This is a genomic window from Paraburkholderia sp. Cpub6 (assembly GCF_014201065.1).
GTDB lineage: Bacteria > Pseudomonadota > Gammaproteobacteria > Burkholderiales > Burkholderiaceae > Paraburkholderia > Paraburkholderia tuberum.
Genome location: NZ_JACHDM010000029.1, coordinates 27,759 through 51,827, shown reverse-complemented (window position 1 = coordinate 51,827; position 24,069 = coordinate 27,759). Strand labels below are relative to the sequence as shown.

Genomic DNA, 24,069 nt, shown 5'->3' with positions numbered 1-24,069 from the left:
AGAACATTCGCCGCGCCATGCGCTCGCTGGGCGGCGACGGTTGCCGTCGAGCACGGCAGATCCGTCGCGATGCATGCAATGCATCACAACGAGAGCCGCTTGAACACGCGGCCAGGAATAGAGCGAATGATCAGCATGATGCCCCACCAGAACCACGGGGTATAAATGACATCCCTACCCTTTTCCACCGCGCGCACGATGTCGCCCGCGACCTTGTCCGCGGTAGCAACAAGCGGTCCCGGCAAGGGAAGACCCGCTGTCATTGGCGTCGCGACAAAGCCAGGCTTGATCGTCAGCACATGCGCGCCCGCCTTGAACAGGCGCGCCCTCAGGCCCTCGCAAAACGCGGAGAGCGCTGCTTTTGCACTGCCGTACAGATAGTTCGACTGGCGACCGCGATCGCCGGCCACCGACGAAATGACCGCGATCGTGCCGCGCCGCTGCTGCTCGATCACAGTGGCAAAACGCGTCAGCAACGCGATGATCGATACGGCATTGGTATTGAACTCGCGGACCGCGACGTCGGCATCGTTCTGACAGTCCTGCTGGTCAGGCAGCGTACCGGGCGCCACCAGCACGATGTCGAGCGCGCCGAACTCGGCCGAACAACGCTGCATCATGGCGGCATGTTCACCGAGCTGATCGATGTCCAACTGCTGACACAGCACGTCTTGCGCACCACGTGCCTTGAGGTCGTCGGCAACCTGCTGGAGGCGCTCCATGTTGCGCGCGACGAGAAAGAACCGCGCGCCCTGTTTAGCCCATTGCCGTGCACAGGCAATGGCGATCGCCGAAGTGGCGCCTACGATAACGATGTTTTTCATACTCGAGTGGTTCGTTCCCAAAAGCGTGACAGCAAAGCCGGATCACGCAGCGCTTCGACCTGTTCCCACTGCGGATAGGCAGCGCGAAAATCTTCGCCCGACATATGCGCGTCCTTGGCGGGATACAAACGGCCGCCGCTCTCGCGCACGATCGCATCCAGCCGGTCGAAAAGCTTGCGATTCGATGCCTCGCGCTGCGGGAAGTCGAGCGCGAGCGAGGTGCCTTCGAGCGGAAAAGACAGCAAGCCCGGCGATTTGATGGCGCCGCAGCGCTTCAGCACGGCAAGTATCGACCCCGTGCCGCTGCGGGCAATCGCGTCGAGAATGGCCCGCGTTGCCTCGCGCGCAACGTCTGCCGGGATCACGCATTGATACTGCTGGAAGCCCGAGCGGCCATAGATGCGATTCCATTCAAGCAGGCTGTCGAGCGGATAGAAGTACGAGTCGTAACTGACCGTCGAGCGAACCGCGTCCGCGCGTTGCCGCCTGTAGTACAACTCGTTGAAGGCGCGCAGGGTCAGGCGGTTGAAAACGGGGATCGGCGACGTGAACGGCACCGTACGCGTCTTGCGGCGTTCGACGTCGAGCCCCCCCTCGGAGGCGTGATCGCCGACCATGAAAATGCCTCTGCCCAACGCGGCATCGCGGCTCTGACAGTCCACCCACGCCACGCTGTACTCATGCAGTTCGTCGAGCCGTTCGGACAGCGCGAAGAACTCGTCGAGGTTGGCAAAGCGGATACTGGTCACGTCGAGCATGCTCGACCTGATCGGCATCAGCTGGATTTCAGCCCACGCGATCAGCCCCGTCATACCAAGGCCGCCGATCGTCGCGGTGAAGTACTCGGGGTGGAGGTCCGGCGTACATTCGAACTGCGTGCCGTCGCTTCGCAGCAAGGAGAAACGCCGCACATGCCGGCCAAACGTGCCGCGTACATGGTGATTCTTGCCGTGCACGTCGTTGGCGATCGCGCCGCCCAACGTCGCGTACTTCGTCCCCGGCGTCACGGGCAACATCCATCCACGCGGAATCGCCACGTCGAGAATCTGCTCGAGCGTCATGCCCGGTTCAGCGCGCAATACGCCGTTTTGCCAGTCGGCCAGAATCATCCGGTCCAGCGGCAGCGTCTGGACCACGTGCCCCGACGACGCGAGGCAACTGTCGCCGTAACTGCGCCCATTGCCGAAGGCAAGGGTCGTGCGCTGCGTGCCGCCGACACTTCGCCATACCGCCGTGGCCGTATCACGCCAGGCGATCGGATGGGCCTCTTGCAGCGCGTACGGATAGCGCCCCCAGGACTGGACTTTCGACATGGCTAGATCGCCATCCAGAACACGGCACCGCATAGGGCCATGATCAGCCAGCTGCTCCGGTCTTTTGCCGCGAATATGATCGGGTCGTCATGCATGGAGCCGCGATGCGCGATGATCCACGTGCGGCTCACCCAGTAAAGCAGCAGAGGACAGGCCACCCAGATGTACTGTGGATGCCGATAGAGGCTCGCCGTATTGCCGTCCTGAATATAAAGCGCGAGAACCAGCACGGACAGATAGCCCGAGGCCGCGCCTAGTGACGAAATCAACGGCAGATCGCTCGCGACATAGCCGCGGCCGCGTGACTTCACGAGGCCGCGCTCCTTCAACGCGTGCAGTTCCGCATACCGCTTGACGAGCGCGAGGCTGAGAAAAATGAACATCGAAAACGCGAGCAGCCAGAACGTGAGCCGCGCATCGATCGCGGCGCTTCCGGCGATGATCCGTGTCGTATACAGCAAGGCCAGCACCACCACGTCCATCATGACTCGCCGCTTCAGATGGAACGAATAGGCCAGCGTGAGTACGTAATATCCAAACAAAACCAGCGCGAACTGATGAGGCAGGCAGAACCACGCGATCGCGCCGCCCACGGCCAGCAGAACGGGACAGAGCGCCGCGCCCCAAACCAGCGGCAACGCGCCCGAAGCAAGCGGGCGTTTGCGCTTGGTCGGATGATGCCGGTCGTCCTCGAGATCGAGCAGATCGTTCAACAGGTAGACGCTCGACGCACAGACACCGAAGGCAAAAAAAGCGAGGAGCGCGGCAATGACCAGCGCGGCGTCCGACAGTTGATGCGCCGCGAGCAGCGGAACGAAAATCAGCAGATTCTTCAGCCACTGATGCAGTCGCAACGACTTCGCCCAGGTTCCCGGCCACGCGGAGCGTTGGTCGATGACGCGCTCGACGTTGCCCTGCTTGCGGGCCGCGCGCTCTACGCCCCTCGACGGATTGATCACATAAGCACGCTCGGCCGCGGCCCAGACTGCGACATCGTCGTGCGAATTGCCCGCGTAGTCGAAGCCTTTCTCGCCGAACTCGGCCACGAGCCTGTCGCGCTTGCGATGCGCGGACAGATTGATGTCGCTATGCGTGGCGAAGGTTTTGTCGAATAGCCCAAGATGATCGGCAATCGCCTTCGCGTAGCGTTCATGGCTAGCGGTCGCCAGCACGAGCGACCGCCCGGCGGCCCGTTCTTCCTTCAGCCACTCGATGACCGTGGCGTCGTAGGGCAGGACGGTGACGTCGATATCGGTCGCTTCGGCCAAGCGGGCTTTGAGGCCGGCTTTGCCCCCGCGCAGGAGCCACAGAAGCGGCTCGTAGAACCGATGGGGAGCGGATCGGGTGAAAGCAAATCCGCATTCAATCAGGACGTCCGAGCGAATCAGAGTTCCATCAAGATCGACGACGAGTGGTTTGCTGCTCATTCAGTGAACCGCCGCAGGGCAGAAAAGAGTGTGGAAGGCACATGCGATGCCGTAGAAATTCGTTCTGGCGCGGCAGCGGGTCAAGTCGAACCACGAGGATCAGAATCCGGACCGCGTAAAGCGGCATCACGCTACCATCTCGCGCCCTCCCCTACAACCCGCTTCCAATTTATTTGTCAGCTTATTGCCGACTGATTTAACAACCATGAGCTCGCAATATCTGTAACGAAGCAGAATAATCAGTGTACCGGGCTCGACCGCGCAGATAATACCAACATCTCGCATATAGGCCGAATTTGCGCAAACAAAGGTGAATTAAACACTTTCGCAAGCTTTTCGGCGATATAGAGAGAAAGAAAATAACGACTCAGGAAGACAATACGTGTTCATACAGCGATTTATATGCGTTTCCCAACGCTGGCCCAGAAAATAGCCGCTCATATCGCTGCCGCGCCGCCGCTCCCATGCCGCGCGCCAGTGCTTCATCCAGCGCCAGCCGGTTAATCGCGGCGATCAGCGGTTCGGGCGCCTCGGGCGGCACGACAAACCCCGTCACCCCATCCTCGTTGACGAACGACGTCCCGGACCCCACCTCACAGCACACCATCGGTTTGCCGAACATCGCGGCTTCGACCAGCACCATCCCGAACGCTTCGGAGCGCAAATGCGAAGGCAGCACCATCGCGCGACAGCCCTCGAGCAGCGCAACCTTTTCCTCATGCGTGACCTGCCCGGCAAACACGACGTTGGTCGCGCCATGCTGCCGCGCCAAGGCGGCGAGCCGCTCGCGCTCCGGCCCCGAGCCAGCGATGACGATTTTCGCCTGCACATGCCGGGCGGCCTCGACGAGCGTATGCAGTCCCTTGTAGTAGCGCAACACGCCGAGCGCCAGAAAATACGGCTCGCCCGGCGCCAGGCCGAGCCGGCTCTCGAGCTTGCGCTGCGCGTCGAGCGGCTGCGGCTCGTCGCGATAGTCGATGATGCCGAGCGGAATCGTCTTCAAACGCTCCTTCGACACGCACGCGGCAAGCGTCTCACTGGTCCGCGCATAGGCGGCCGACGTCGCGACCACCGCGGACATGCTGCGCAGCGTGCGCCGCATCAGCGGTCCATAGACGGCGCCGAGCAGCTTCTGCCGCACGATGTCGGAGTGGTAAGTCATCACCGTCGGTTTGCTGGTGCGTCCGAGCAGATGCAATACGTCGGCGAACGGCCACGGAAAGTGGAAATGCACGACGTCGGCCCAGTCGGCCAGCTCGCGATACCTGATCACCGAGCAGGGCCCGCCGAGATCGCACGATGCCGGCGCCGCCCACGATTTCTCGCGGATCACCTGCCCTTCCGGGCGTTCGACGACGGTCGGCGTCGGGCTCGGCGACAGCGTCAGAATGCGCGGTTCGACGCCGCGCTCGCGCGTCGCTAGCGCAATCTGGCGGATCGCTTCCTGCAGGCCGCCGGGCGGGTCCGGGAAGTACGTGCGGTACACATGAACGACCCTCACGTGCGCACCTCAGCGCCGTGTGGCCGCGCGCTGCTGCCGCCCGCCTGCGGGAAGTGGAAGGTGATCGCCAGCATCTTGTCCAGCCGCGCTTCCCACGTGTTCTCGCCAACCGCCGCGCGGGCTTCCTCCACGCTCAGCTTGCCGCGTGCAAGCTGCTTCTCGATCGCCGCGATGAACGCGTCGGCATCGCTGCCCACTTCGAGCCCCGCGCGCGGTTCCTTCGCGAAATCGAGCGGCGTCGATACGACCGGCAGACCGGCCGCGAGATATTCGTAGAACTTCATCGGAAACATCGAGTGCGTGTATTCGTTGATCAGCGTCGGCAACACACCGACCCGCATGCCGCGCAAATACTGCGGCAGCACGCGATACGGCCGGTAGCCGAGCAGATGCACGTTCGGCAGACGCTTGAGCTGCGCGAGCAGGTCGCTGCGCTGCCCTTCGCGCTCCTCGCCGATGATCACCCATTGCCACTGCGGCCGCGCCTGAGCGGTTTGCAGCAGCAACGGCAGATCGACCTTGAAGTCCGACAGCACGCCGTGATACACGAGCCGCGGCTCGTCGATCGCGGCGAGCTCGGCGGGCAGTGGGCCGTCCGCGCGCGCCGCGCCGAAGTGCGCTTCATCGACGACGTTGCCGAAGAAATGCGTATTGGGGTTAAACGGCTGGCACACGTCCTTCAGCGACTGCGCAGTCGTGAATACCGCCTCGCAGCGCCCGAGCAGGTCCTGCTGGGCATTGCGGAACGCGTCGACGTCGACGCCCGGAATCGCCGCAATATCGTCGACGCAGTGGTAGACCAGGGGACCGCGCGGCAGCGTCGCGATCGCATCGAGCATGTACGGGTGGTACGTCCACACGACCGGCTTGACGTAGCGATGCGACCTCGCGAAGCGGTTCACCGAAAAACGCAGCATCGCCTGATTCAGCGAGCGCACGAACGGCAGATGATGCCCGGCCGGCACCATCAGCGGCGACAGCACCCAGATGTTGTCGGCGCGGCGCGGCGGGCCGAGCACGAGCGACTGCACGCCGCGCCACAGACGTCGCCACAGGCGCGACCAGTCGCGGCCGCTGGCCACTTTCGGCGAGCGGAAGCCAACGCTTTCCACATACAGAATCCGCCAGCCGCGCGCGGCGAGGATGCTCGCCGTGTGCTGCTTGTTGGTCCAGTACGGCTCGTCCCAGTCGGCGCTCGAAAACAGCACGCAGTCTTGCGGGGCAAGCACGGGGTTCTTGCCGTCAGCCAACGAACACCTCGACCGGTCGGCCGCGCAGGCTGTCGACGATGCGTCGTGAGGCCAGTCCATCGCCGTACGGATTCGCGCGATCGCGCAGCGCCGCGCGCCGCGCGGGATCGTCGAGCCAGCCGATCACCGCGCTTTCGATGCTCGCCGCGCTCTGGCCCGCGAGCGTCGCGAAACCGGCGTCGACGCCTTCACGGCGCTCGGTGTGATTGCGCATCACGACGACCGGCACGCCGAAGGTTGGCGCTTCTTCCTGAATGCCGCCCGAATCGCTGACCACGACGGCGCTGCCGCTGATCAGATAAAGGCTCGTCGGATAGTCGACCGGCTCGATCAGCGCGAGGTTCGGAATGCCATCGAGCTCGCGATGCACGGGCTCGCGCACGGCCGGGTTCAGATGCACCGGGAACACCCAGCGGTAATCGCTATAGCGCTGACACAGGTCGCGCAGCACGCGGCAGATGTCCTGCAGCACGTCGCCGAAATTCTCGCGCCGATGGCACGTGACGAGCACGTGCTGCTGCTGCGCGCCATGCCATGCGGGCAGCGGACTCGCCGGCGGCGTGACGCTCCAGCTCGCGCGCACTTCGCCGATCGCATCGACGACCGTGTTGCCGGTCACGACGATCTTCTCTGGCGCGACGCCTTCGCTGAGCAGGCTGTCGCGCGCGCGCGAGGTCGGCGCGAAATGCAGCGTCGCGATGCGGCCGAGCAGGCTGCGGTTCGCTTCCTCGGGAAACGGACTCGCCAGATCGCCGGTGCGCAGCCCCGCCTCGACGTGACCGACGCGGATGCCGCGCTGGAACGCCGCGAAGCCCGCGCAGAACGCGGTCGTCGTGTCGCCCTGCACGATCACCCAATCGGGACGTGTTTCGTCGAGCGCGCGATCGAGCGCGGCGATCAGGCGCGACGCGAGCGCGTTCAGCGATTGACCCGGGTGCATCGTTTCGAGCGTGATGTCCGGTTCGATGCCGAAGAATTCGAGCGCCTGCGCGGCCATGTCCCTGTGCTGCCCGCTCGCGCAGACGATCGTGTCGAACTCGCTGCGCAGCGCTCGCACGAGCGGTGCGAGCTTGATGACCTCGGGCCGCGTGCCCATCACCACCATGACTTTCATTGCAGTGCTTTCCCCGCCTCGACTTTGGTATGAGCGCCCCGGAACTCGACGCCAAGCGCGAGCGGCGTCGTGTCGGCGAAGGGCGTGACGACGCGAAAGACGCCGTCGTGTTCGACGATCTGCGCGAGCGAGCGCAAGCGCAGGAAATCGAGCGCGGCTTCCTCGTGCAGGAACAGCGGCCGTTGGGCCTTGCCGCGCATGTAGGCGATCAACTGCTCGTGCGCGTCGATGCGCGCCGCCTCGTCGGACCAGCCGTACGCATAGCGCTCGGAGAACGGATGGTCGAGATAGCCGAACAGCGTGTTGGTCGCGTACGCGGTGTCGAAGGCCTGCTTGAAGATCGCGAGCGGATCGCCCTCTTTCAGCATGCAGTCGCCGTGCAGCATGCACTGCTGGCTATGACCGACGAAGCCCGCCGGCAAACCGGCCAACGCGCCGCCGCGTGCGCTCAGAAACTCCGGATCGTTGCGGATGATGCCGCCGATGCAGCCCGCGTAGCCCGCGTCGATCAGGCCGCGCATCGCGTACGGCGGCGACTGGTGAAACGGCGACACCGCGTAGCGCACCGGCACGCCGGTCGCGCGTTCGAGCAGGTCGGCCGATTGCACGCCTTCCGCGATCGCGGTGTCGTAGCTGCCGCCCCAGTTCGGCGAGTGCGTCGCCGTGTGCGACAGCACCGCGCCCTGCTGCCGGTCGGCAAGCAGTTCGCGCAGGATGTCGTGCTGGCCGCCGCGTTGCAGGTTCTGCGTATGCACGGCGAGCGTGAACGGCACGCCGAGACGCCGGTACGCGTGCCACAACGGGCGCGCCGATTCGACGTCCTCGTCGCAATCGAGCCGCGACGTGATCGCCGCGTCGTAACCCCACGGGAGTTCGCTCAGCACCGGCTGACATGGCAGCGCATCAGCGCGGTAGCCCGACAGAAACTGCTCGACGAGGCGCCATTCGAACGAATCGCACGGGCCGACCGGCCGGTTGAACCACAGCACGGCCGATGCGCCCGCATCCCACAGCGCCGCGTACGCGAACTGTCGCTCGCCGTTCACGACGACCGCGGCCAGCTCCGCTTCGGCCGGAACTTCGGGCGCCTGCGCGAGCGCCCAGATCGAGCCGTCGGCGCGAATCGCGCCGTAGCCGAGGTTGTTCCATTCGTCGGTGAAATCGAAGCGCTCGAACGGGCGATGCCATGGCGCGCCGCCGAGTGTCTGCGCGAGCGCGCCGTAGCGCACCGCCGCCGCGCTTTCGCGCGACTCGCCCGAAGGCGCCGTTGCACTGCGGCTCGCTTGCGAGAGGTCGGCGGGCAACGCCGCGGGCCGATAGCGCAGATAGTCCGCGAGCGCGATCGGCATATGGCCGAACACGATCAGCTTGCGCGGCCGCGCCTGCACGAACGCGATCAGGTCGGCGCTCCATGCATCGGGCGCGTCGACCGCGACCACGACGTCGGGCGCGATCTCGCGCAGCATGTTGCGCGCGATCGCCTGGGCCTGGGTCGCGCTGACCGAGCGCCGCAGCGCCGCCAGCACGTATTGGCCGGCGTCGGCGCGCGCATCGGGATACGCGACGCCGATCATGCGCTCACCACGTGACGGAATTTGGCGCGACTGCCCACGCGCACGAAATCGTCGTGGCCGACGTAGGCGATCGTGAACGCGTCCTGCCAGAAGTGGCGCAGCTTCGCGGTGGTGTCCTCCGCGCTCGCGTGCGGTTCGAGCACGATGCGCAAAGTGGGCGGCGCCGTGCGCAGATCGATCTGGAATTCCTGGATGCCGCCGACGCGATGATCGAGCATGTCCTGGATGTGGTGCGTCGGATGCGCGACGCCGTTGATCGGCACGACGTCGTGAATCCGGCCGACCACGTCGGTCAGGAAGAAGCCCTTCTCCGTCTCCTGCACGCGCGCGAGGTCGCCGGTCGTGTAGCGGATCAACGGCATCAGCCGGTTGCGGAACCCGGTGAACACGAGCTCGTGCGCGCCATCGGGGTTGTCCGGCGCGACGCGGCTTTCCGGCCAACCTTCCGATTCGAGGATCTGGAAGCCGCCTTCGTGACCGTCGAGCTCATAGGCCATCACACCGAGCTCGGCGAGGCCGTAGCGGTCGATCACGCGGCAGCGCAACGCCTTCGCGATCATCTCGCGCGCATGCGGCTCGAGCAGTTCGCCGCTCGACTCGAACACCTGGAACGCGTTGCCGCCGCCGTACTTGCGCTCGACATAGCAGGCGAGCGCGTACATCGTCGACGGATGCGAGTGCGCGAGATACGGGCGGCGGCGCTTCAGCGTGCGCCACATTTCCTCGAGGCCGTGATCGTCGATGCGGTCGAAGAAGACATTGCTGCGGTTCATCGCGAAGCATTTGAAGTCTTCGCGCGACGGCCACTCGGGCACGACCTGATCCGGGAACCGGCACGCGAAGTGCAACTCCGAGCGATGGCGCAGCTTGCCGATCCGCTCGCGGCAATAGTTGGTGACCGCCGACGAATAATCGGCGCCTTCCTGGTCGTAGTAAATCGTCGTGGAGAGGCCGGTCGAGCCGCCGGTCTTGCACGCGTGGTGCCTGCCAGCCTCGAGCGGTCCCGACAGGAGACGCGGACCCTGCTCGCGGATGATGTCCTTGGTCAGATACGGCAGTTCTTCGAGGTAGCGCGGGTCGTTCCTGACCTTGGCGGGATCGAACTGCTTCGCCTGGAACAGGTCGCGATAGTAAGGCACCTTCGCGCCGGCGAATTCGAGCGTGGCGACGAGCCGTTCGAGCGCGATGCGGCGGCGATGCGGCATCGGCAGCGAATAGTGCTCGCGCAGCTCGCGGATTTTCGGGCGCACGTTGCGCTTTTCGGCGTTCTCCGCAATCGGATACGCGATATAGCCGCCCGCGAAACCCTTCAGCGTGCGAAACGGCTGACGCACCAGCAGGGATTCGGAGTAGCGCAGAAATGGGTGATTAGCTCGCATCAAATTCGAACCTTGTTACGCCTCGGGATTGGCCACGAGGGTGTTGCTGAACTGCGGGACTGGCTTGCGCCGGGGCGCGGTTTAGCCGATGAGCCGATGGATTTGCCTGCCGCCGTCGCGCTGGCAGCTCGCGCGCCGGCGCACATGCGGCAGGCGCAGCATGCGCCGCGCCGGTCGCGCGCCGGCGCGCTCAGTGCGGCAACTGCGCGGTGTGGCTGATGAGCGGCTCGTCGGATTTTTCCGACGGCAGCACGGCTTCGTCGGCGACCATCTTGCCGTGTTCCATCGAGATCTTGCGGCTGCACACGCGCGCGACCAGCGACGGGTCGTGCGACGCCACCACCAGCAGCGCCGCCTTGCCGACGAGGCCTTCCAGACGCTCGGCCGCCTTCACGCTGAACTCGGCGTCGCCGACGCTCAGCCATTCGTCCATGATCAGGATGTCGGCTTCGACGCTCGTCGAGATCGCGAACGCGAGGCGCAGCATCATCCCGCTCGAATAGGTGCGCACCGGCAGATTCAGGTAATCGCCCAGTTCGCTGAAGTCGGCGATCTCGTCGATCTTGCTGCGGATGCGCGCGGGCTTCAGCCCGTCGAGAATGCCGCGCAGATAGATGTTTTCGAAGCCGGTCGCGTCGGGGTCGAGGCCCATCGACACGTCGAGCAGCGACGCGATCTTGCCCTGCACCTTCAGCTCGCCGCGCACCGGCGCATAGACGCCCGACAGCGTGCGCAACAGCGTCGTCTTGCCCGAGCCGTTGTGGCCGATCAGGCCGATGCGCTCGCCTTCGCTGAAGGTGAAGCTCAGGTCGTCGATCGCGCGGACGATCGCATGGCGACCCGCGTCCTGGCCGATCCGGCCGCCCGTCGTCAAATTGAGCACCGCCTTTTTCAGCGAGCGATGCGAGTTCTCGTAAATCGGAAATTCGACGGAGATGTTACGAGCGACAATCGATGAAGAACTCACAATATCAAAGCCAGTAAGGAACGCGATTACGGAAACGCTTCATCAGGATCTGCGCGAACGCAAAGCCGACGATCAGGAGACCAATCGACCACGCCCACGACTCCCAGTGGGTCGGGCGGCCGGTGAGCGGCGCGCGCACCGTTTCGATCAGGTGATAGAGCGGGTTGTATTCGGCGACCCACGCGCGGTCCTTCAGGATTTCCGGCGACCACATGACCGGCGTGAAGAAGAACACGACCTGGATCAGGTTCGTGACGATCGGCGGAATGTCGCGAAAGCGTGCGCACAGCACGCCGAGCGTGACGCCGATCCACACGCCGTGCAGCAGCAGGATCACGAGCGCGAACGGCACCAGCACGATTTCCCAGCCCTGCCAGTGACCGAACACGAACAGCAGCACGACGACGACCGGCAGGCTATGCAGCAGGATCACGAAGTTGCGCCACGCGATGCGGCACACGTGCACGGTGAGCGGCAACCTTATCTGCTTGATCAGATAGGCCGAGCCGATAAAGGCCATGCAGCCCTCGTTGGCAACCGACGCCAGATACGCCCACACGACGAGACCCACCGCGAGATACGGTAGATAGTCGGAGAGTTCCTGGTGCAGCAGCGTCGAGTACAACGCGCCGAGCACGACCACCATGATGACCGTGCTGAGCGTGAACCAGAACGGCCCGAGCACCGAGCGGCGATAACGCTGCCGGATGTCGTGCCAGCCGAGCGTGCCCCAGACCCGCACCGCTTTCATGCCGACCAGCAGGTCGTCGCGCTCGTTGTGACGTGTCAGGTCTTCCGAGTCATTGGTAAAACTGATATCCATCTCAAGTACGTCCGTAAATGTCTTCGAAGCGAACGATATCGTCTTCGCCCAGATATTCGCCACTTTGCACTTCGATCATCACGAGCTCGACGACGCCCGGATTTTCGAGGCGATGTTTGTGACCCGCCGGGATATAGGTCGACTCGTTGGTCGACACGAAGAACTCTTTTTCGCCGTTGACGACCTTCGCCATGCCGCTCACCACGACCCAATGCTCGTTGCGGTGATGATGCATCTGCAGGCTCAGGCTCGCGCCCGGCTTCACCTCGATGCGCTTGATCTTGAAGCGCGGCCCCTCTTCGAGCACCGAGTACGTGCCCCACGGCCGATGCACGGTGCGATGCACCTTGTACGTCTCATGGCCGCGCGACTTCAGCTCCGCGAAAATCTGCTTCACGTCCTGCGCGCGATCCCGGTGCGCGACGAGCAGCGCATCGGGCGTGTCGATCACGATCAGGTTGTCGACGCCGACCGCGCCGATCAGGCGCCCGTCGCTGCGCAGATACGAGTTCTTCACGTCGACGAGCAGCGCCTCGCCTTCGACGCGGTTGCCGCTCGCATCGGCCGGCGACAGGTCGGACAGCGCGGTCCACGAGCCGACGTCGGTCCAGCCGAGGTTGCAGCACACGACCGCCGCGTGCTCGCACTTCTCCATTACCGCGTAGTCGAACGACAGCTCCGGCACCGCGCCGAAGCAGCCCGGCTCGAGACGCACCTGCGCGCCGCTCTTGCCTTCGGCGGACGGCGACTTGTCCATGCATTCGGCCGCGGCATCGAGAATGTCGGGACAATGCTCGCGCATTTCCTTCAGGATCGTGCCCGCGGTGAAGCAGAACATGCCCGAGTTCCACACGAACTTGCCCGACGCCAGATACTCGCGGGCCTTCTCCACCGACGGCTTCTCGACGAAGCGCACGACTCGCTCGCCATCGGCTTCGATATAGCCGTAGCCGGTTTCGGGCGTATCCGGATGCATGCCGAAGGTGACCACGTTGCCGGCCTGCGCAAGCGTCTGCGCACGCGCGACCGCCGCGGCGAACGCGGTTTGATCCGCGATCAGGTGATCCGCGGCGAGCACCAGCATCACGGTGTCTGCGCCATGCGCCTTCGCCGTGTGCAAGGCCGCCGTGGCAACCGCCGCGGCCGTGTTGCGGCCGAACGGTTCGAGAATGAACGAGGTCGCGACGTTCTTGCCGTTCACCTCGCGGAAATCGTCTTCGGTCTTGAAGAACAGCTCACGGTTGGTTACCGTGAGCACTTCCTTCACGCCGGGCAACGCGACCGCGCGCAGGAACGCTTTCTGCAGCAGGCTTTCGCCGTCCGCGAGACGGATGAACGGCTTCGGGTGCGATTCCCGCGAGACCGGCCAGAGCCGCGATCCCGCTCCGCCGCACAGAATGATCGGTAACAAACTCACAGCTTCCTCTCGATACCGTATTTTTTACGTGGCCATACTGGCTTGCGCGCGGTTGACGCACACGTTTGCAATCTACTGCGCATAGAACGTTAAATCCGCGCCTGGAACGCCCTCGCGTCGAGCGACATTCTACCGCCGCACCCCTTTCACCATTGTCAGACAACAATCGTCTCGATCGGTCCCGGACCACGACGGCATCATGGCGAGCGGCGTGCGCGGCAGGACGTCCGATGCGAGTGTTTCCTTCGCCGCACCGGCGCTCGCGAGCCCTGCGTCGAAACCGCGACTCAGGTGCGCGCCGCCGGCGACTTTGGAAAACCGTCCGTCAGACACAGCTTCAACGCGTCGCGCCAATGCGGCGCGGCGAGCCCGAACACGCGCGCCAGCTTGTCGTTCGACATTCTGGAATTGGCTGGGCGCTTCGCGGGCGTCGGGTAATCCGCGGCCGGAATCGGCAGCGTGTTCGGCCTGTTCGGCAAATCCGCGAGTTCAAAGATCGCCGACGCGAAACCGTGCCACGACGTCGAGTCGCCCGCGCACAGGTGATAGATGCCCGAACGCTCGTCCCACCACTTCGCGCCGTCTTCGGCGGCGAAGGACTGCGCGCACAGATGCGCGGTCAGCGTCGCGATCGTGTTGCACCAGGTGGGCGCGCCGAACTGGTCGGCCACCACCTTCAGCTCCGGACGATCGGCGCCGAGCCGCAACATCGTCAGCAGAAAGTTCTTGCCGCGCGTGCCGTACACCCAGCTCGTGCGCAAGACGAGGTGATTCACGCCGCTCGCCGCGATTGCCTGCTCGCCCGCGAGCTTGCTGCGGCCGTAGACGTTCTGCGGATCGGTTGGATCGTCTTCGACGTACGCGCCTTCTTTCGTGCCGTTGAACACGTAGTCGGTCGAATAGTGGATCAGCGCGGCGCCGAGCTTTTTCGCTTCCTCGGCGAGCACGCCCGGCGCTTCGCCGTTGATGCGCATTGCCAGGTCGCGCTCTTCTTCGGCCTTGTCCACCGCCGTATAAGCGGCCGGATTGACGATCAGCGCGGGACGCACGTCGCGCACCACCGCGCGAATCTGATCGAGGTTCGACAGATCGAGCCGCGAGCGGTCGACCGCGACCACGTTGCCGAGTCCTTGCAGCGTGCGCGCGAGCTCATAGCCGACCTGGCCATTTACGCCGGTGACGAGAATCGTCCGTTTCGCGTCGTGTGCGCTCATGCGATCCCCTTATGCGTAGACTTCGGCGTCGGCGAGACGCTTGCCCGCCGCATCCTTGGCCGCGAGCAGCGGCTCGAAGTCGACCGGCCATTCGATCCCGATCGCCGGATCGTTCCACACGATGCTGCGCTCGTGCTCGGGGAACCAATAATCCGTGGTCTTGTAGAGGAACTGCGCGGACTCTGACAGCACGATGAAGCCGTGTGCGAAACCGGGCGGCACCCATAGTTGCCGATGGTTCTCGACCGACAGCGTCACGCCGACCCACTTGCCGAAGTTCGGCGAACTCTTGCGGATGTCGACGGCGACGTCGAACACCTCGCCCTCGACCACGCGCACCAGCTTGCCCTGCGCATGCTGGATCTGATAGTGCAGACCGCGCAGCACGCCTCTCGCCGAACGCGAATGATTGTCCTGCACGAACTCGACGCCCGGCTCGACCTTCTCGGCGAATTCGAGCGCATTGAAGCTTTCGAAAAAGAAGCCGCGCGCATCGCCGAACACCTTCGGCTCAATGATCTTGACTTCGGGCAGCGCGGTTGCGGTTACCTGGATGGCCATGCGACGTGATCCGTGAGAATGTTTTGCAGGTATTGCCCGTAGGCATTTTTCGCGAGCGGTTTGGCGAGCGCGAGCAACTGCTCGCCGTCGATCCACTGACGCCGGTACGCGATCTCTTCCGGACACGCGACCACCAGACCCTGGCGCTTTTGCAGCGTTGCGATGAAGGTCGCGGCTTCGATCAACGAATCGTGCGTGCCGGTGTCGAGCCACGCATAACCGCGGCCCATGATCTCGACGTTGAGCGCCGCGTTCGCGAGGTAGCGCGAGTTCACGTCGGTGATCTCGAGCTCGCCGCGCGGCGACGGCTTGATGTCCGCGGCGATGTCGCAGACCTGCTTGTCGTAGAAGTACAGACCCGTGACCGCGTAGTTCGAACGCGGCCTGGCGGGCTTTTCCTCGATCGACAACGCGCGGAACTGCTGGTCGAATTCGACCACGCCGTAGCGTTCCGGATCCTGCACGTGATACGCGAACACGGTGGCGCCGTCGGTCTGATCGTCGGCGCGTTCGAGTTGCTTCGCGAGATCGTGGCCGTAGAAGATGTTGTCGCCGAGAATCAACGCCGACGGATCATTGTTCACGAACTCGCGGCCGATGATGAACGCCTGCGCGAGTCCATCCGGCGACGGCTGCACCGCGTACTGGATGTTCATGCCCCACTGGCTGCCGTCACCGAGCATCGCCTCGAAGCGCGGCGTGTCCTGCGGCGTGGAGATGATCAGCACGTCGCGGATACCCGCCACCATCAGCGTGGACAGCGGGTAGTAGATCATCGGCTTGTCGTACACCGGCAGCAGCTGCTTGGAGACCACGTGCGTGATCGGATACAGGCGGGTGCCCGAGCCGCCCGCGAGAATAATGCCTTTGCGCGCCATTGCCGTGCCTTTACGCGCGCTGCGCGTAGTTGGTCTCGACCCACTTCCGGTATTCGCCCGAAGCGACTTCGTCGACCCATTGCTGGTTGTCGAGATACCACTGGACCGTTTTGGCGAGCCCCGTCTCGAACGTTTCCGCCGGCTTCCAGCCGAGTTCGCGCTCGAGCTTGCGGGCGTCGATCGCGTAACGGCGGTCGTGACCCGGACGATCTTTCACATAGGTGATCTGGTCGCGATACGAGCCGGCCGCCTTCGGGCGCTGCTGATCGAGCAGGTCGCACAGCGTGTGCACGACCTCGAGATTCTTCTTCTCGTTCCAGCCGCCGACGTTGTACGTCTCGCCCGGCGTGCCGCGCGCGAGCACTTCACGGATCGCGCTGCAGTGGTCGCCGACGTACAGCCAGTCGCGCACGTTCTGCCCGTCGCCATACACGGGCAGCGGCTTGCCGCCGAGCGCGTTGGCGATCATCAGCGGAATCAGCTTTTCGGGGAACTGGTACGGGCCGTAGTTGTTCGAGCAGTTGGTGGTCAGCACCGGCAGGCCGTACGTGTGGTGGTAGGCGCGCACGAGGTGATCCGAACCGGCCTTGGTCGCCGAATAGGGGCTATTCGGCGCATAAGCCGTAGTTTCGGAGAACTGCGGATCGGTTGCCGACAGCGAGCCGAACACTTCGTCGGTTGACACGTGCAGGAAGCGAAACGCGGCGCGCTCCGCAACGCCCAGCGTGTTCCAGTAGCTGCGCGTCGCTTCGAGCAGCGTGAAGGTGCCGACGACGTTGGTTTGCACGAAATCGGCCGGACCGTGGATCGAGCGATCCACATGGCTCTCGGCCGCGAAATGCAGCACGGCGCGCGGCTTGTGCTCGGCCAATAGCGTATCGAGCGCGGCGCGATCGCAAATGTCGACGCGCGCGAAAATGTGTTTGGGATTGCCCTGTAGCGACTTCAGCGTGCCCAGGTTGCCGGCGTAGGTCAGTTTGTCTACGTTGAGCACCGCATCGTCCGACGCATTCAGCCAGTCGAGCACGAAATTAGCGCCGATAAAGCCGGCACCGCCCGTTACCAGGATCATGTAATTCCCTTGTCGATGTTAGTGACAGGCGGCGAAGAGCTTGCGACCTGTTCACCCCGCGTGGTGTCCGTTTCTCTGGTCGTCCGTCGCGTTCCCCGGAGAGTGGACACTCAGACGCCAATTTTATGAATCCCCAATTATAAAGCCGCCCAGTGCAAAAACCAGAACCCTAACAACTTGAAACAGCTTGACAGAATTCGTTGCCGTTGGTCTGTGAAAAGGGGCTTTTCGGTGCGGTTACGCGCATTTTGGCGCCTGTAATGATGTGCGCCACATACTGTGCGGCGCGGCGCGGAAAGAGTGGGAAACGAAGAAGAAGAACGGCGAAAGCGTCACGAAAGGCCGCAAACGCGGCCCTTCGGTGCAGACCGTCAGGCGGTTGCTCGCGCGAGCGCGCTCAGGCCGCGAGCATCCAGCGCAGCGTATCGATGAAAGGGATCGACTCGACCGCCGGCACCAGCGAGTGCAATTTGGCGGGCGAACCGGCAAGCATCTTGACGTCCGTTTGGCGGACAAAGGCGGGATTGACCTGGACTTCGATGTCGTGACCGGTGAGTTCGCTCGCGGTCGTGAGGATTTCACGCAACGAATACGGCGCGCCGGTGCAGACGTTGACGATTTCGGCGGCGACATTGGAGTCGAGCAACGCCTCGTACGCGCTCGCCACATAACGCACGTCAGAGAAGTCGCGCGCGATGTCGATATTGCCGAGTTCGATCGATGCCGCGCGCCGCGCGAAGTGGCTGACGATCTTCGGCACGAGGAAGTTCACCGCCTGGCCGCGGCCGGTGTAGTTGAACGGCCGCACGATCAGGATCGGCAGGCGGTCGAACCAGGTGCGCACCAGCGCTTCCATGGCCGCTTTGCTGGCCGCGTAATGATTGACCGGCATAAGCGGGAAGCTCTCGTCGATCGCGGCGCTGCTGACGTTGCCGTACACGTTCGCGCTGCTTGCGATCAGCAGCTTGCGCGGCACATGGCCGATCGCGACACAGGCTTCGAGCAGGTTCTGCGTGCCGATCACGTTGACGCGATAAAAGTCGAGCGGATCGTTGTGCCCCACGAAGCTGATCGCGGCCAGATGCACGATGAAATCGGGCCGCACGGTTTCGAGCACGCGTCGGCAGTCTTCCGGTGAGATGATGTCGAGTTTGACGCGTGCCGGCGTGTCGGGCTCGTCGCGGCCGGACACCGCTTCGATCACGGTATGGCCGCGCCCGGTCAGCTTCTCGACCAGATAGCGGCCGGTAAAACCGTTCGCACCGGTGACGAGCGTGCGAAATGATTGCTTCGCCGCGGCAGACGACATGCTGGCTTCGTTCACGAGAGAGTCATCCTGTTGTTGTATTGGAATCGCGCGCGGTCCATGCGTGGTTGCCGCGGTGCCGTGTTACGGCGGTTTTCCACCCGCGTCCCGCAACGTGATCGCGCGATACCCGAACCCCAAACGGGCTATTATCTCACGCTATCTTGCTGCTCTGCCCAGCGTGGCACGCGTCGTGCGGCACCGCGCGTATCGAATCGCCTTGATTTCCTCGATGACACCCCTTAACGCTTCCAGTACCTCCGCTCCCCTCGTCCCTCTTGCTTTCGGCGATCTGCAAGGCTGCCGCGCGCCGTTTCGGCAACTGCTGGCCAAAGCCGCGCCGCCGGACGGCACACCGCTGTGGTTCGCCGGCGATCTGATCAACCGCGGCCCCGACTCGCTCGACACCTTGCGCGACGTGATCGCGTTTGGCGAGCGCGCGGTGCCGGTGCTCGGCAATCACGATCTGCATCTGCTGTCGGTGTCGGCGGGGATTCGCAAGTCGAAGAAAGGCGACACGATCGAAGAGATCCTCGCCGCGCCCGATGCCGCCGATCTGCTCGAGTGGATACGCCACCGCCCGCTCGCGCATTTCGACAACGGCATGCTGATGGTGCATGCGGGCGTGCTGCCGCAATGGGATGCGACGCTGACGCTCGAACTCGCCGACGAGTTGCAACGCGCGCTGCGTGCGCCGAACTGGAAAGAGACGCTGGCCGGCTTGTACGGCAATGAACCGAACCGCTGGAAGCCGGGCCTGAAGGGTATCGAGCGTCTGCGCGTCACGTGCAGCGCGTTGACGCGCATGCGCTTTTGCAGCGCCGATGGCGTGATGGATTTCAGCAGCAGCGGCACGCTCGCATCCACGCCGAGCGGCTGCATGCCGTGGTTCGACGTGCCGTCGCGCAAGACCGCCGACGTGACCGTCGTGTTCGGACATTGGGCCGCGCTCGGCCTGATGTTGCGCGACAACCTGATCGGCCTCGACTCGGGTTGCGTGTGGGGGCAGAAGCTGTCGGCGGTACGGCTCGCGAAAGTCCCGGCTGAGCGGACGTTGACGCAAGTCGATTGCGATTCGCGCGGCGTGCCGCGCGGGGGCAACTAAACAGAAGACGGCGACGCTGCCCGGCAGCGCCGCCGCTTAGACCGAGCGGCGCGGCTGATCGACGGGCTCGATCAGCGTTTCCGCCGTCTCAGCGGCGTCGCTCGACGACGCAGCATCTACGACGTCGCCCTCTTGCGCGACCGTCCCCGCCACTGCGTTGCCGGCCTGCATGTCCCGCAACGCGTTCGCCACCACCTGCTGAGCCTGCGCCGCGAGCACCCGCCGGTCCGCGTCCGGCGCGAGCGGTGCGCCAACATATACGTGGGCGGTCAGCGGACCGCCACGCAACAGCATGTCGAGCGAGTCGGACAACGACACGTCGTCGATATATGCGGGTGCCGTCGACTGCCGGCCCTGCGCGTCCTCGTACATGATGCACAGCGGCTGCACCGGCACACCGGCCGACACCGCGGCCTGGAACATGTTCGCGTGAAACGGCAGCAACTCGAGCCCGTTCGACGTCGTGCCTTCGGGGAACACGCACATCAGCTCGCCCGCGCCGAGCCGTGCGGCGAGTTCGTGCATGATGCGCTTCGCGTCGCTGCGCTTCTCGCGCTGGATGAACACCGTATCGAGCTGCTGTGCGAGCCATCCGACCACCGGCCATTGCCGGATCTCCGCCTTCGAGACGAACGGCGTCGGCCGCCACGCGTTGATGACGTAGATGTCGATCCACGAGATGTGATTGGCGACGACGAGCACGCCACGATCGAGCCGCACCGCGTCGTTATGCACGACGAGGCGCATGCCGCACAGCCGCAGCATCTTCAGCGACCACGCGCGATTGAGCGCGTGACGCCGCTCGGCGCTCGCGTTCGGAAAGCGCGTCGCGACGGTCCACATGCCGTGCAGCAGATGCGTGATGAGACGGACCTTGCGTAACGCGAGTTTCATGGCCGGAGCTTTCCTTGACTGGACCGAAACGATACCGCTCAGCGCTGTTCGTAGGCGAGCTGACCGGACACGACGGTCGCGCGCACCTGTGCCGGCAGCTCGTAGCCGAGGAACGGCGTGTTGTGCCCCTGGCTCTTCAGCGCACGCGGCTCGACGCGCCAGTGAGCGTGACGGTCGAACACGCAGAGGTCGGCCACCGCGCCGAGCGCGATGCGGCCAGCCGCTTCGAGGCCGAGCACCTGCGCCGGCGCCGCGGTGATGCGATTGAGCGCGGTCGCGAGCGGCACGCCCGCTTCGTCGGCCCACTTCACCGTCAGCGACAGGAACAATTCGAGGCCGGTTGCGCCCGGCGTCGCTTCGGCGAACGGCAGCAGCTTTTCGTCGTCGTCGACCGGCGTGTGCGCGGAGCAGATCGCATCGATCGTACCGTCGACGAGGCCCGCGCGGATCGCTTCGCGATCGCGCTGCTGGCGCAGCGGCGGATCGAGCCGGAACTGCGCGTCGAAGTAACCGATGTCGAGGTCGATCAGATGCACGTGGTTCACGGTGACGTCGCACGACACCGGCAGGCCCTCGCCCTTCGCCGCGCGCACGAGCGCCACGCCCGCCGCCGACGACACATGCGACACATGCACGCGCGCGCCGGTTACGCGCACGAGTTCAAAGATTGTATGCAGCGCGATCGTTTCGGCCACCACCGGGACACCCGACAGCCCGAGCCGCGACGCCAGCGCGCCGCTCGCGGCGACGCCGCCCTTGCCCAGATACGCATCGACGGGACGCAGCCACACGGTGAAATCATAGGTCTTCGCGTATTGCAGCGCGCGCATCAGCACCTGGGTATCGACGATCGGCGTGTCGGCCTGCGAGAAGCCGACGCAGCCCGCCTCGGTCAGCTGGACCATCTCGGTGATGACCTGCCCCTTGAGACCGACCGTCAGCGCGCCGAGCGGATACACGTGCGCCTTGTTCAGATTGCGCGCGCGGAACTTCAGCATTTCGACGAGACCCGGCTCGTCGAGCATCGGATCGGTGTCCGGCGGACATACGAGGCTCGTCACGCCGCCCGCGAGCGCCGCGGCCATTTCCGAGCCTAGCGTCGCCTTGTGCTCGTAGCCCGGCTCGCGCAAACGCGCGCACAGGTCGACGAGACCCGGCGCGATCGACAGACCGCGCGCGTCGAGCGTGCGCTCCGCCTGGAAGCCGGCCGGCGCGTTGCCCAAGGCAGCGATCTTGCCCGCCTCGATAAAGATGTCCTGCTGCTGTTCGGTGCCCGCTGCCGGATCGATCAGCGTGCCGCCTTGAATATGAATCTTCATGCGCTGCCTTTGTTAAACCTGTGGTTCAGCCTATCGTTCGGCTTCCCGATCAGTCGTTGCTTAGTCGTTATTGCCCGCGACGATCCCCATCACCGCCATGCGCACCGCGATACCGAACGTGACCTGATTCAGGATCACCGATTGCGGGCCGTCCGCGACCTGCGAGTCGATCTCGACGCCGCGGTTCATCGGGCCGGGGTGCATCACGATCGCATCGGGGGCGGCGAGCGCGAGACGCTCGGGCGTGAGCCCCCAGCTCTTGAAGTACTCCTGCGACGACGGCAGCAGCGCGCCGCTCATGCGTTCGTTCTGCAGGCGCAGCATGATGATCACATCGACATCCTTGAGACCTTCGTCGAGGTTGTGGAACACGCGCACGCCCATCTGTTCGAGGCCGCCCGGCAGCAGCGTGCGCGGACCGATCGCGCGCACTTCGGGCACGCCGAGCGTGGTCAGCGCATGAATGTCCGAGCGCGCGACGCGCGAATGCAGGATGTCGCCGACGATCGCCACGCGCAGCTTCGTGAAGTCCTTCTTGTAGTGGCGGATCGTGTACATGTCGAGCAGACCCTGCGTCGGGTGCGCGTGACGGCCGTCGCCGGCGTTGATCACGTGCACGTGCGGCGCGCAGTGCTGCGCGATCAGGAACGGCGCGCCGCTCGACGCATGACGCACGACGAACAGATCCGCGTGCATCGCCGATAGGTTGTTGATCGTGTCGAGCAGCGATTCGCCCTTGCTCGTCGACGACGCGTTGATGTTCAGATTCAGCACGTCGGCCGACAGCCGCGTGGCCGCGATCTCGAACGTGGTGCGCGTGCGCGTCGAGTTTTCGAAGAACAGGTTGAACACCGACTTGCCGCGCAACAGCGGCACCTTCTTCACTTCGCGATCGGTCACGCTGACGAACTGGTCGGCGGTCTCGAGAATGTGATTGACGATGGCCTTCGGCAACCCCTCGATCGACAGCAGATGTTTGAGCTCGCCGCTCTTCGTGAGCTGCGGGTTGCCCTTCAGGAAGCCGTAGCGGAAGCGCTCGGATGCGCTAGCGGAGGAATCTTGCGGAGCCGGGGTGGCGGTGTTCATGATGTACCTGCTTCAAATACGGGCTTCAACGTGATCGAGGTCGCGTCGACACGCCGCTCACGCGCGTTTCAATCGACGCGTGCTTCAGTGTGAAAAGAAAACCGCTGGCCGCCCGCGCCGTCGTCTTCACGGGCCAGCACGAGCGTCGCGTCGTCGGGTACGTCGACAACGCCACCGACGAAGCGCGCCGCCACCGGCAACTCGCGTCCGCCCCGATCGGCGAGCACCGCGAGTTCGACCGATGCCGGCCGGCCATAGTCATACAGCTCGTTGACCGCCGCGCGAATCGTGCGGCCGGTGTACAGCACGTCGTCGACCAGCACGATGCGGCGGCCATCGACCTCGAACGGTAGCGAGGTCGGGCTTGCTTGCGCGTGCAGCCCTTTCTTCGCGTAGTCGTCGCGATGCAGCGCGACGTTCACCACGCCGAAGCTCGCCAGCTTCAGGTCACGCGCGAGCCGCTCGGCGAGCCACGCGCCGCCGCTATGGATACCCGCCAGTACCGCCGCGTCGGCACCGTCTTGCGTGGCGGCGAGCTGGTCGCCGTACGCCGCGCGAATCTGGTCGAGCAACGCGCGATACAGCGCTTCGGCGTCAATGAAACTCATGATCGTCGGAAAGTCCGTCAAGATATTGCTGGAGGATGATGCTCGCGGCTTCGGCGTCGAGCATGTCGGCGCGGGCATTGCCGGCGCGGATTTCCGCCTCGGCCTCGACCGACGAGTAGCGCTCGTCGACCCAGGTGACCGGCAGATTGAAGCGGCCGTTCAGCTGGTTGCCGAAGCGCTTCGCGAGTTGCGTGCGCTCGTGCGGTGTGCCGTCGGGGTGCATCGGCAGGCCGACCACCAGCGCATCGGGCTTCCATTCGGCGATCAGCTTGCCGAGCGCTTCGAAGCGGTACTCCCTGCTGCGGTTCTGCACGACGACGAGCGGCCGCGCGCGGCGCGTCAGCGAATTGCCGACTGCCACGCCGATGCGTTTCTCTCCGTAGTCGAACGCAAGCAGCGTCGCCTCACGTCCGGCCGGCAGATTCATGCGCGACCCC

At 64.6% G+C, this 24,069-nt stretch carries 22 protein-coding genes; 1 reads left to right on the top strand and 21 read right to left on the bottom strand.

Going from position 1 to position 24,069, the window contains the following annotated elements:
• Positions 1–83: 83 nt before the first annotated feature.
• The 16 genes from HDG33_RS31350 to HDG33_RS31275 form a co-directional block, all read right to left on the bottom strand.
• Entirely contained in the window at positions 84–824 is a 741-nt protein-coding gene (locus HDG33_RS31350; RefSeq protein WP_184038516.1) for an SDR family oxidoreductase, read from the bottom strand.
• Positions 821–2,137 (bottom strand): FAD-binding oxidoreductase, encoded by a 1,317-nt coding sequence (locus HDG33_RS31345; RefSeq protein WP_184038513.1) that lies wholly within the window; start codon positions 2,135–2,137, stop codon positions 821–823. The genes HDG33_RS31350 and HDG33_RS31345 overlap by 4 nt, the downstream gene beginning before the upstream one ends.
• A gap of 2 nt (positions 2,138–2,139) precedes the next feature.
• Positions 2,140–3,564, bottom strand: coding sequence for a UbiA family prenyltransferase (locus HDG33_RS31340; RefSeq protein WP_184038507.1), 1,425 nt, complete (start codon positions 3,562–3,564; stop codon positions 2,140–2,142).
• 367 nt (positions 3,565–3,931) lie between these two features.
• Positions 3,932–5,065 (bottom strand): glycosyltransferase, encoded by a 1,134-nt coding sequence (locus HDG33_RS31335; protein ID WP_184038504.1) that lies wholly within the window; start codon positions 5,063–5,065, stop codon positions 3,932–3,934.
• A complete protein-coding gene (locus tag HDG33_RS31330) occupies positions 5,062–6,315 on the bottom strand; it encodes a glycosyltransferase (protein WP_184038502.1) in 1,254 nt (417 codons plus the stop codon). Before HDG33_RS31330 ends, HDG33_RS31335 begins: the two co-directional genes overlap by 4 nt.
• Entirely contained in the window at positions 6,308–7,429 is a 1,122-nt protein-coding gene (wecB, locus tag HDG33_RS31325) for a non-hydrolyzing UDP-N-acetylglucosamine 2-epimerase (protein ID WP_184038499.1), read from the bottom strand. The genes HDG33_RS31330 and wecB overlap by 8 nt, the downstream gene beginning before the upstream one ends.
• Entirely contained in the window at positions 7,426–9,003 is a 1,578-nt protein-coding gene (locus tag HDG33_RS31320) for a polysaccharide deacetylase (RefSeq protein WP_184038497.1), read from the bottom strand. Before HDG33_RS31320 ends, wecB begins: the two co-directional genes overlap by 4 nt.
• Entirely contained in the window at positions 9,000–10,382 is a 1,383-nt protein-coding gene (locus HDG33_RS31315; RefSeq protein WP_184038494.1) for a phenylacetate--CoA ligase family protein, read from the bottom strand. Before HDG33_RS31315 ends, HDG33_RS31320 begins: the two co-directional genes overlap by 4 nt.
• Positions 10,383–10,572: 190 nt before the next feature.
• Complete coding sequence (locus HDG33_RS31310; RefSeq protein WP_184038491.1) at positions 10,573–11,349, bottom strand: ABC transporter ATP-binding protein; 777 nt, start codon at positions 11,347–11,349, stop codon at positions 10,573–10,575.
• 4 nt (positions 11,350–11,353) lie between these two features.
• Entirely contained in the window at positions 11,354–12,172 is an 819-nt protein-coding gene (locus HDG33_RS31305; RefSeq protein ID WP_184038489.1) for an ABC transporter permease, read from the bottom strand.
• A gap of 1 nt (position 12,173) precedes the next feature.
• A complete protein-coding gene (locus HDG33_RS31300; protein ID WP_090803287.1) occupies positions 12,174–13,589 on the bottom strand; it encodes a mannose-1-phosphate guanylyltransferase/mannose-6-phosphate isomerase in 1,416 nt (471 codons plus the stop codon).
• Between the two features lie 287 nt (positions 13,590–13,876).
• Positions 13,877–14,803, bottom strand: a complete 927-nt coding sequence (gene rfbD / locus HDG33_RS31295; protein WP_184038486.1) for a dTDP-4-dehydrorhamnose reductase — start codon at positions 14,801–14,803, stop codon at positions 13,877–13,879.
• Between the two features lie 9 nt (positions 14,804–14,812).
• Positions 14,813–15,364, bottom strand: coding sequence for a dTDP-4-dehydrorhamnose 3,5-epimerase (rfbC, locus tag HDG33_RS31290; RefSeq protein WP_184038484.1), 552 nt, complete (start codon positions 15,362–15,364; stop codon positions 14,813–14,815).
• On the bottom strand, positions 15,349–16,242 hold the full coding sequence (gene rfbA, locus HDG33_RS31285; protein ID WP_090803282.1) for a glucose-1-phosphate thymidylyltransferase RfbA: 894 nt from the start codon (positions 16,240–16,242) through the stop codon (positions 15,349–15,351). Before rfbA ends, rfbC begins: the two co-directional genes overlap by 16 nt.
• A 10-nt stretch (positions 16,243–16,252) precedes the next feature.
• Positions 16,253–17,314: a dTDP-glucose 4,6-dehydratase gene (gene rfbB / locus HDG33_RS31280; protein WP_184038481.1), complete on the bottom strand. Its 1,062-nt coding sequence runs from the start codon at positions 17,312–17,314 to the stop codon at positions 16,253–16,255.
• A gap of 397 nt (positions 17,315–17,711) precedes the next feature.
• Positions 17,712–18,623 carry a GDP-mannose 4,6-dehydratase gene (locus HDG33_RS31275; RefSeq protein ID WP_184038581.1) on the bottom strand — a complete coding sequence of 304 codons (912 nt, stop codon included), beginning with the start codon at positions 18,621–18,623 and terminating at the stop codon, positions 17,712–17,714.
• Between the two features lie 229 nt (positions 18,624–18,852).
• On the opposite strand from HDG33_RS31275, the gene HDG33_RS31270 reads away from it, so the two are divergent.
• Positions 18,853–19,725 carry a symmetrical bis(5'-nucleosyl)-tetraphosphatase gene (locus HDG33_RS31270; protein ID WP_184038478.1) on the top strand — a complete coding sequence of 291 codons (873 nt, stop codon included), beginning with the start codon at positions 18,853–18,855 and terminating at the stop codon, positions 19,723–19,725.
• Positions 19,726–19,761: 36 nt separating this feature from the next.
• On the opposite strand, the gene HDG33_RS31265 is transcribed toward HDG33_RS31270, so the two are convergent.
• From HDG33_RS31265 to ruvX, 5 genes are all read right to left on the bottom strand, one after another.
• Positions 19,762–20,619 carry a 1-acyl-sn-glycerol-3-phosphate acyltransferase gene (locus tag HDG33_RS31265; protein WP_184038475.1) on the bottom strand — a complete coding sequence of 286 codons (858 nt, stop codon included), beginning with the start codon at positions 20,617–20,619 and terminating at the stop codon, positions 19,762–19,764.
• 38 nt (positions 20,620–20,657) lie between these two features.
• Positions 20,658–21,938 (bottom strand): dihydroorotase, encoded by a 1,281-nt coding sequence (locus HDG33_RS31260; protein WP_184038472.1) that lies wholly within the window; start codon positions 21,936–21,938, stop codon positions 20,658–20,660.
• Between the two features lie 60 nt (positions 21,939–21,998).
• Positions 21,999–23,024, bottom strand: a complete 1,026-nt coding sequence (locus tag HDG33_RS31255; protein WP_090803276.1) for an aspartate carbamoyltransferase catalytic subunit — start codon at positions 23,022–23,024, stop codon at positions 21,999–22,001.
• Positions 23,025–23,092: 68 nt separating this feature from the next.
• Positions 23,093–23,632: a bifunctional pyr operon transcriptional regulator/uracil phosphoribosyltransferase PyrR gene (gene pyrR, locus HDG33_RS31250; RefSeq protein WP_184038469.1), complete on the bottom strand. Its 540-nt coding sequence runs from the start codon at positions 23,630–23,632 to the stop codon at positions 23,093–23,095.
• Complete coding sequence (ruvX, locus tag HDG33_RS31245) at positions 23,619–24,059, bottom strand: Holliday junction resolvase RuvX (RefSeq protein ID WP_184038467.1); 441 nt, start codon at positions 24,057–24,059, stop codon at positions 23,619–23,621. The genes pyrR and ruvX overlap by 14 nt, the downstream gene beginning before the upstream one ends.
• Positions 24,060–24,069: the final 10 nt, after the last annotated feature.

Coding starts and splice junctions, on each gene's coding strand:
- HDG33_RS31320 (WP_184038497.1), bottom strand. CDS start 9,003: ATGATCGGCGTCGCGTATCCCGATGCGCGCGCCGACGCCGGCCAATAC.
- rfbB (WP_184038481.1), bottom strand. CDS start 17,314: ATGATCCTGGTAACGGGCGGTGCCGGCTTTATCGGCGCTAATTTCGTG.
- rfbD (WP_184038486.1), bottom strand. CDS start 14,803: ATGAGCGCACACGACGCGAAACGGACGATTCTCGTCACCGGCGTAAAT.
- rfbA (WP_090803282.1), bottom strand. CDS start 16,242: ATGGCGCGCAAAGGCATTATTCTCGCGGGCGGCTCGGGCACCCGCCTG.
- HDG33_RS31345 (WP_184038513.1), bottom strand. CDS start 2,137: ATGTCGAAAGTCCAGTCCTGGGGGCGCTATCCGTACGCGCTGCAAGAG.
- HDG33_RS31315 (WP_184038494.1), bottom strand. CDS start 10,382: ATGCGAGCTAATCACCCATTTCTGCGCTACTCCGAATCCCTGCTGGTG.
- wecB (WP_184038499.1), bottom strand. CDS start 7,429: ATGAAAGTCATGGTGGTGATGGGCACGCGGCCCGAGGTCATCAAGCTC.
- HDG33_RS31270 (WP_184038478.1), top strand. CDS start 18,853: ATGACACCCCTTAACGCTTCCAGTACCTCCGCTCCCCTCGTCCCTCTT.
- HDG33_RS31260 (WP_184038472.1), bottom strand. CDS start 21,938: ATGAAGATTCATATTCAAGGCGGCACGCTGATCGATCCGGCAGCGGGC.
- HDG33_RS31350 (WP_184038516.1), bottom strand. CDS start 824: ATGAAAAACATCGTTATCGTAGGCGCCACTTCGGCGATCGCCATTGCC.
- HDG33_RS31340 (WP_184038507.1), bottom strand. CDS start 3,564: ATGAGCAGCAAACCACTCGTCGTCGATCTTGATGGAACTCTGATTCGC.
- HDG33_RS31255 (WP_090803276.1), bottom strand. CDS start 23,024: ATGAACACCGCCACCCCGGCTCCGCAAGATTCCTCCGCTAGCGCATCC.
- HDG33_RS31275 (WP_184038581.1), bottom strand. CDS start 18,623: ATGTCGTCTGCCGCGGCGAAGCAATCATTTCGCACGCTCGTCACCGGT.
- ruvX (WP_184038467.1), bottom strand. CDS start 24,059: ATGAATCTGCCGGCCGGACGTGAGGCGACGCTGCTTGCGTTCGACTAC.
- pyrR (WP_184038469.1), bottom strand. CDS start 23,632: ATGAGTTTCATTGACGCCGAAGCGCTGTATCGCGCGTTGCTCGACCAG.
- HDG33_RS31265 (WP_184038475.1), bottom strand. CDS start 20,619: ATGAAACTCGCGTTACGCAAGGTCCGTCTCATCACGCATCTGCTGCAC.
- HDG33_RS31305 (WP_184038489.1), bottom strand. CDS start 12,172: ATGGATATCAGTTTTACCAATGACTCGGAAGACCTGACACGTCACAAC.
- rfbC (WP_184038484.1), bottom strand. CDS start 15,364: ATGGCCATCCAGGTAACCGCAACCGCGCTGCCCGAAGTCAAGATCATT.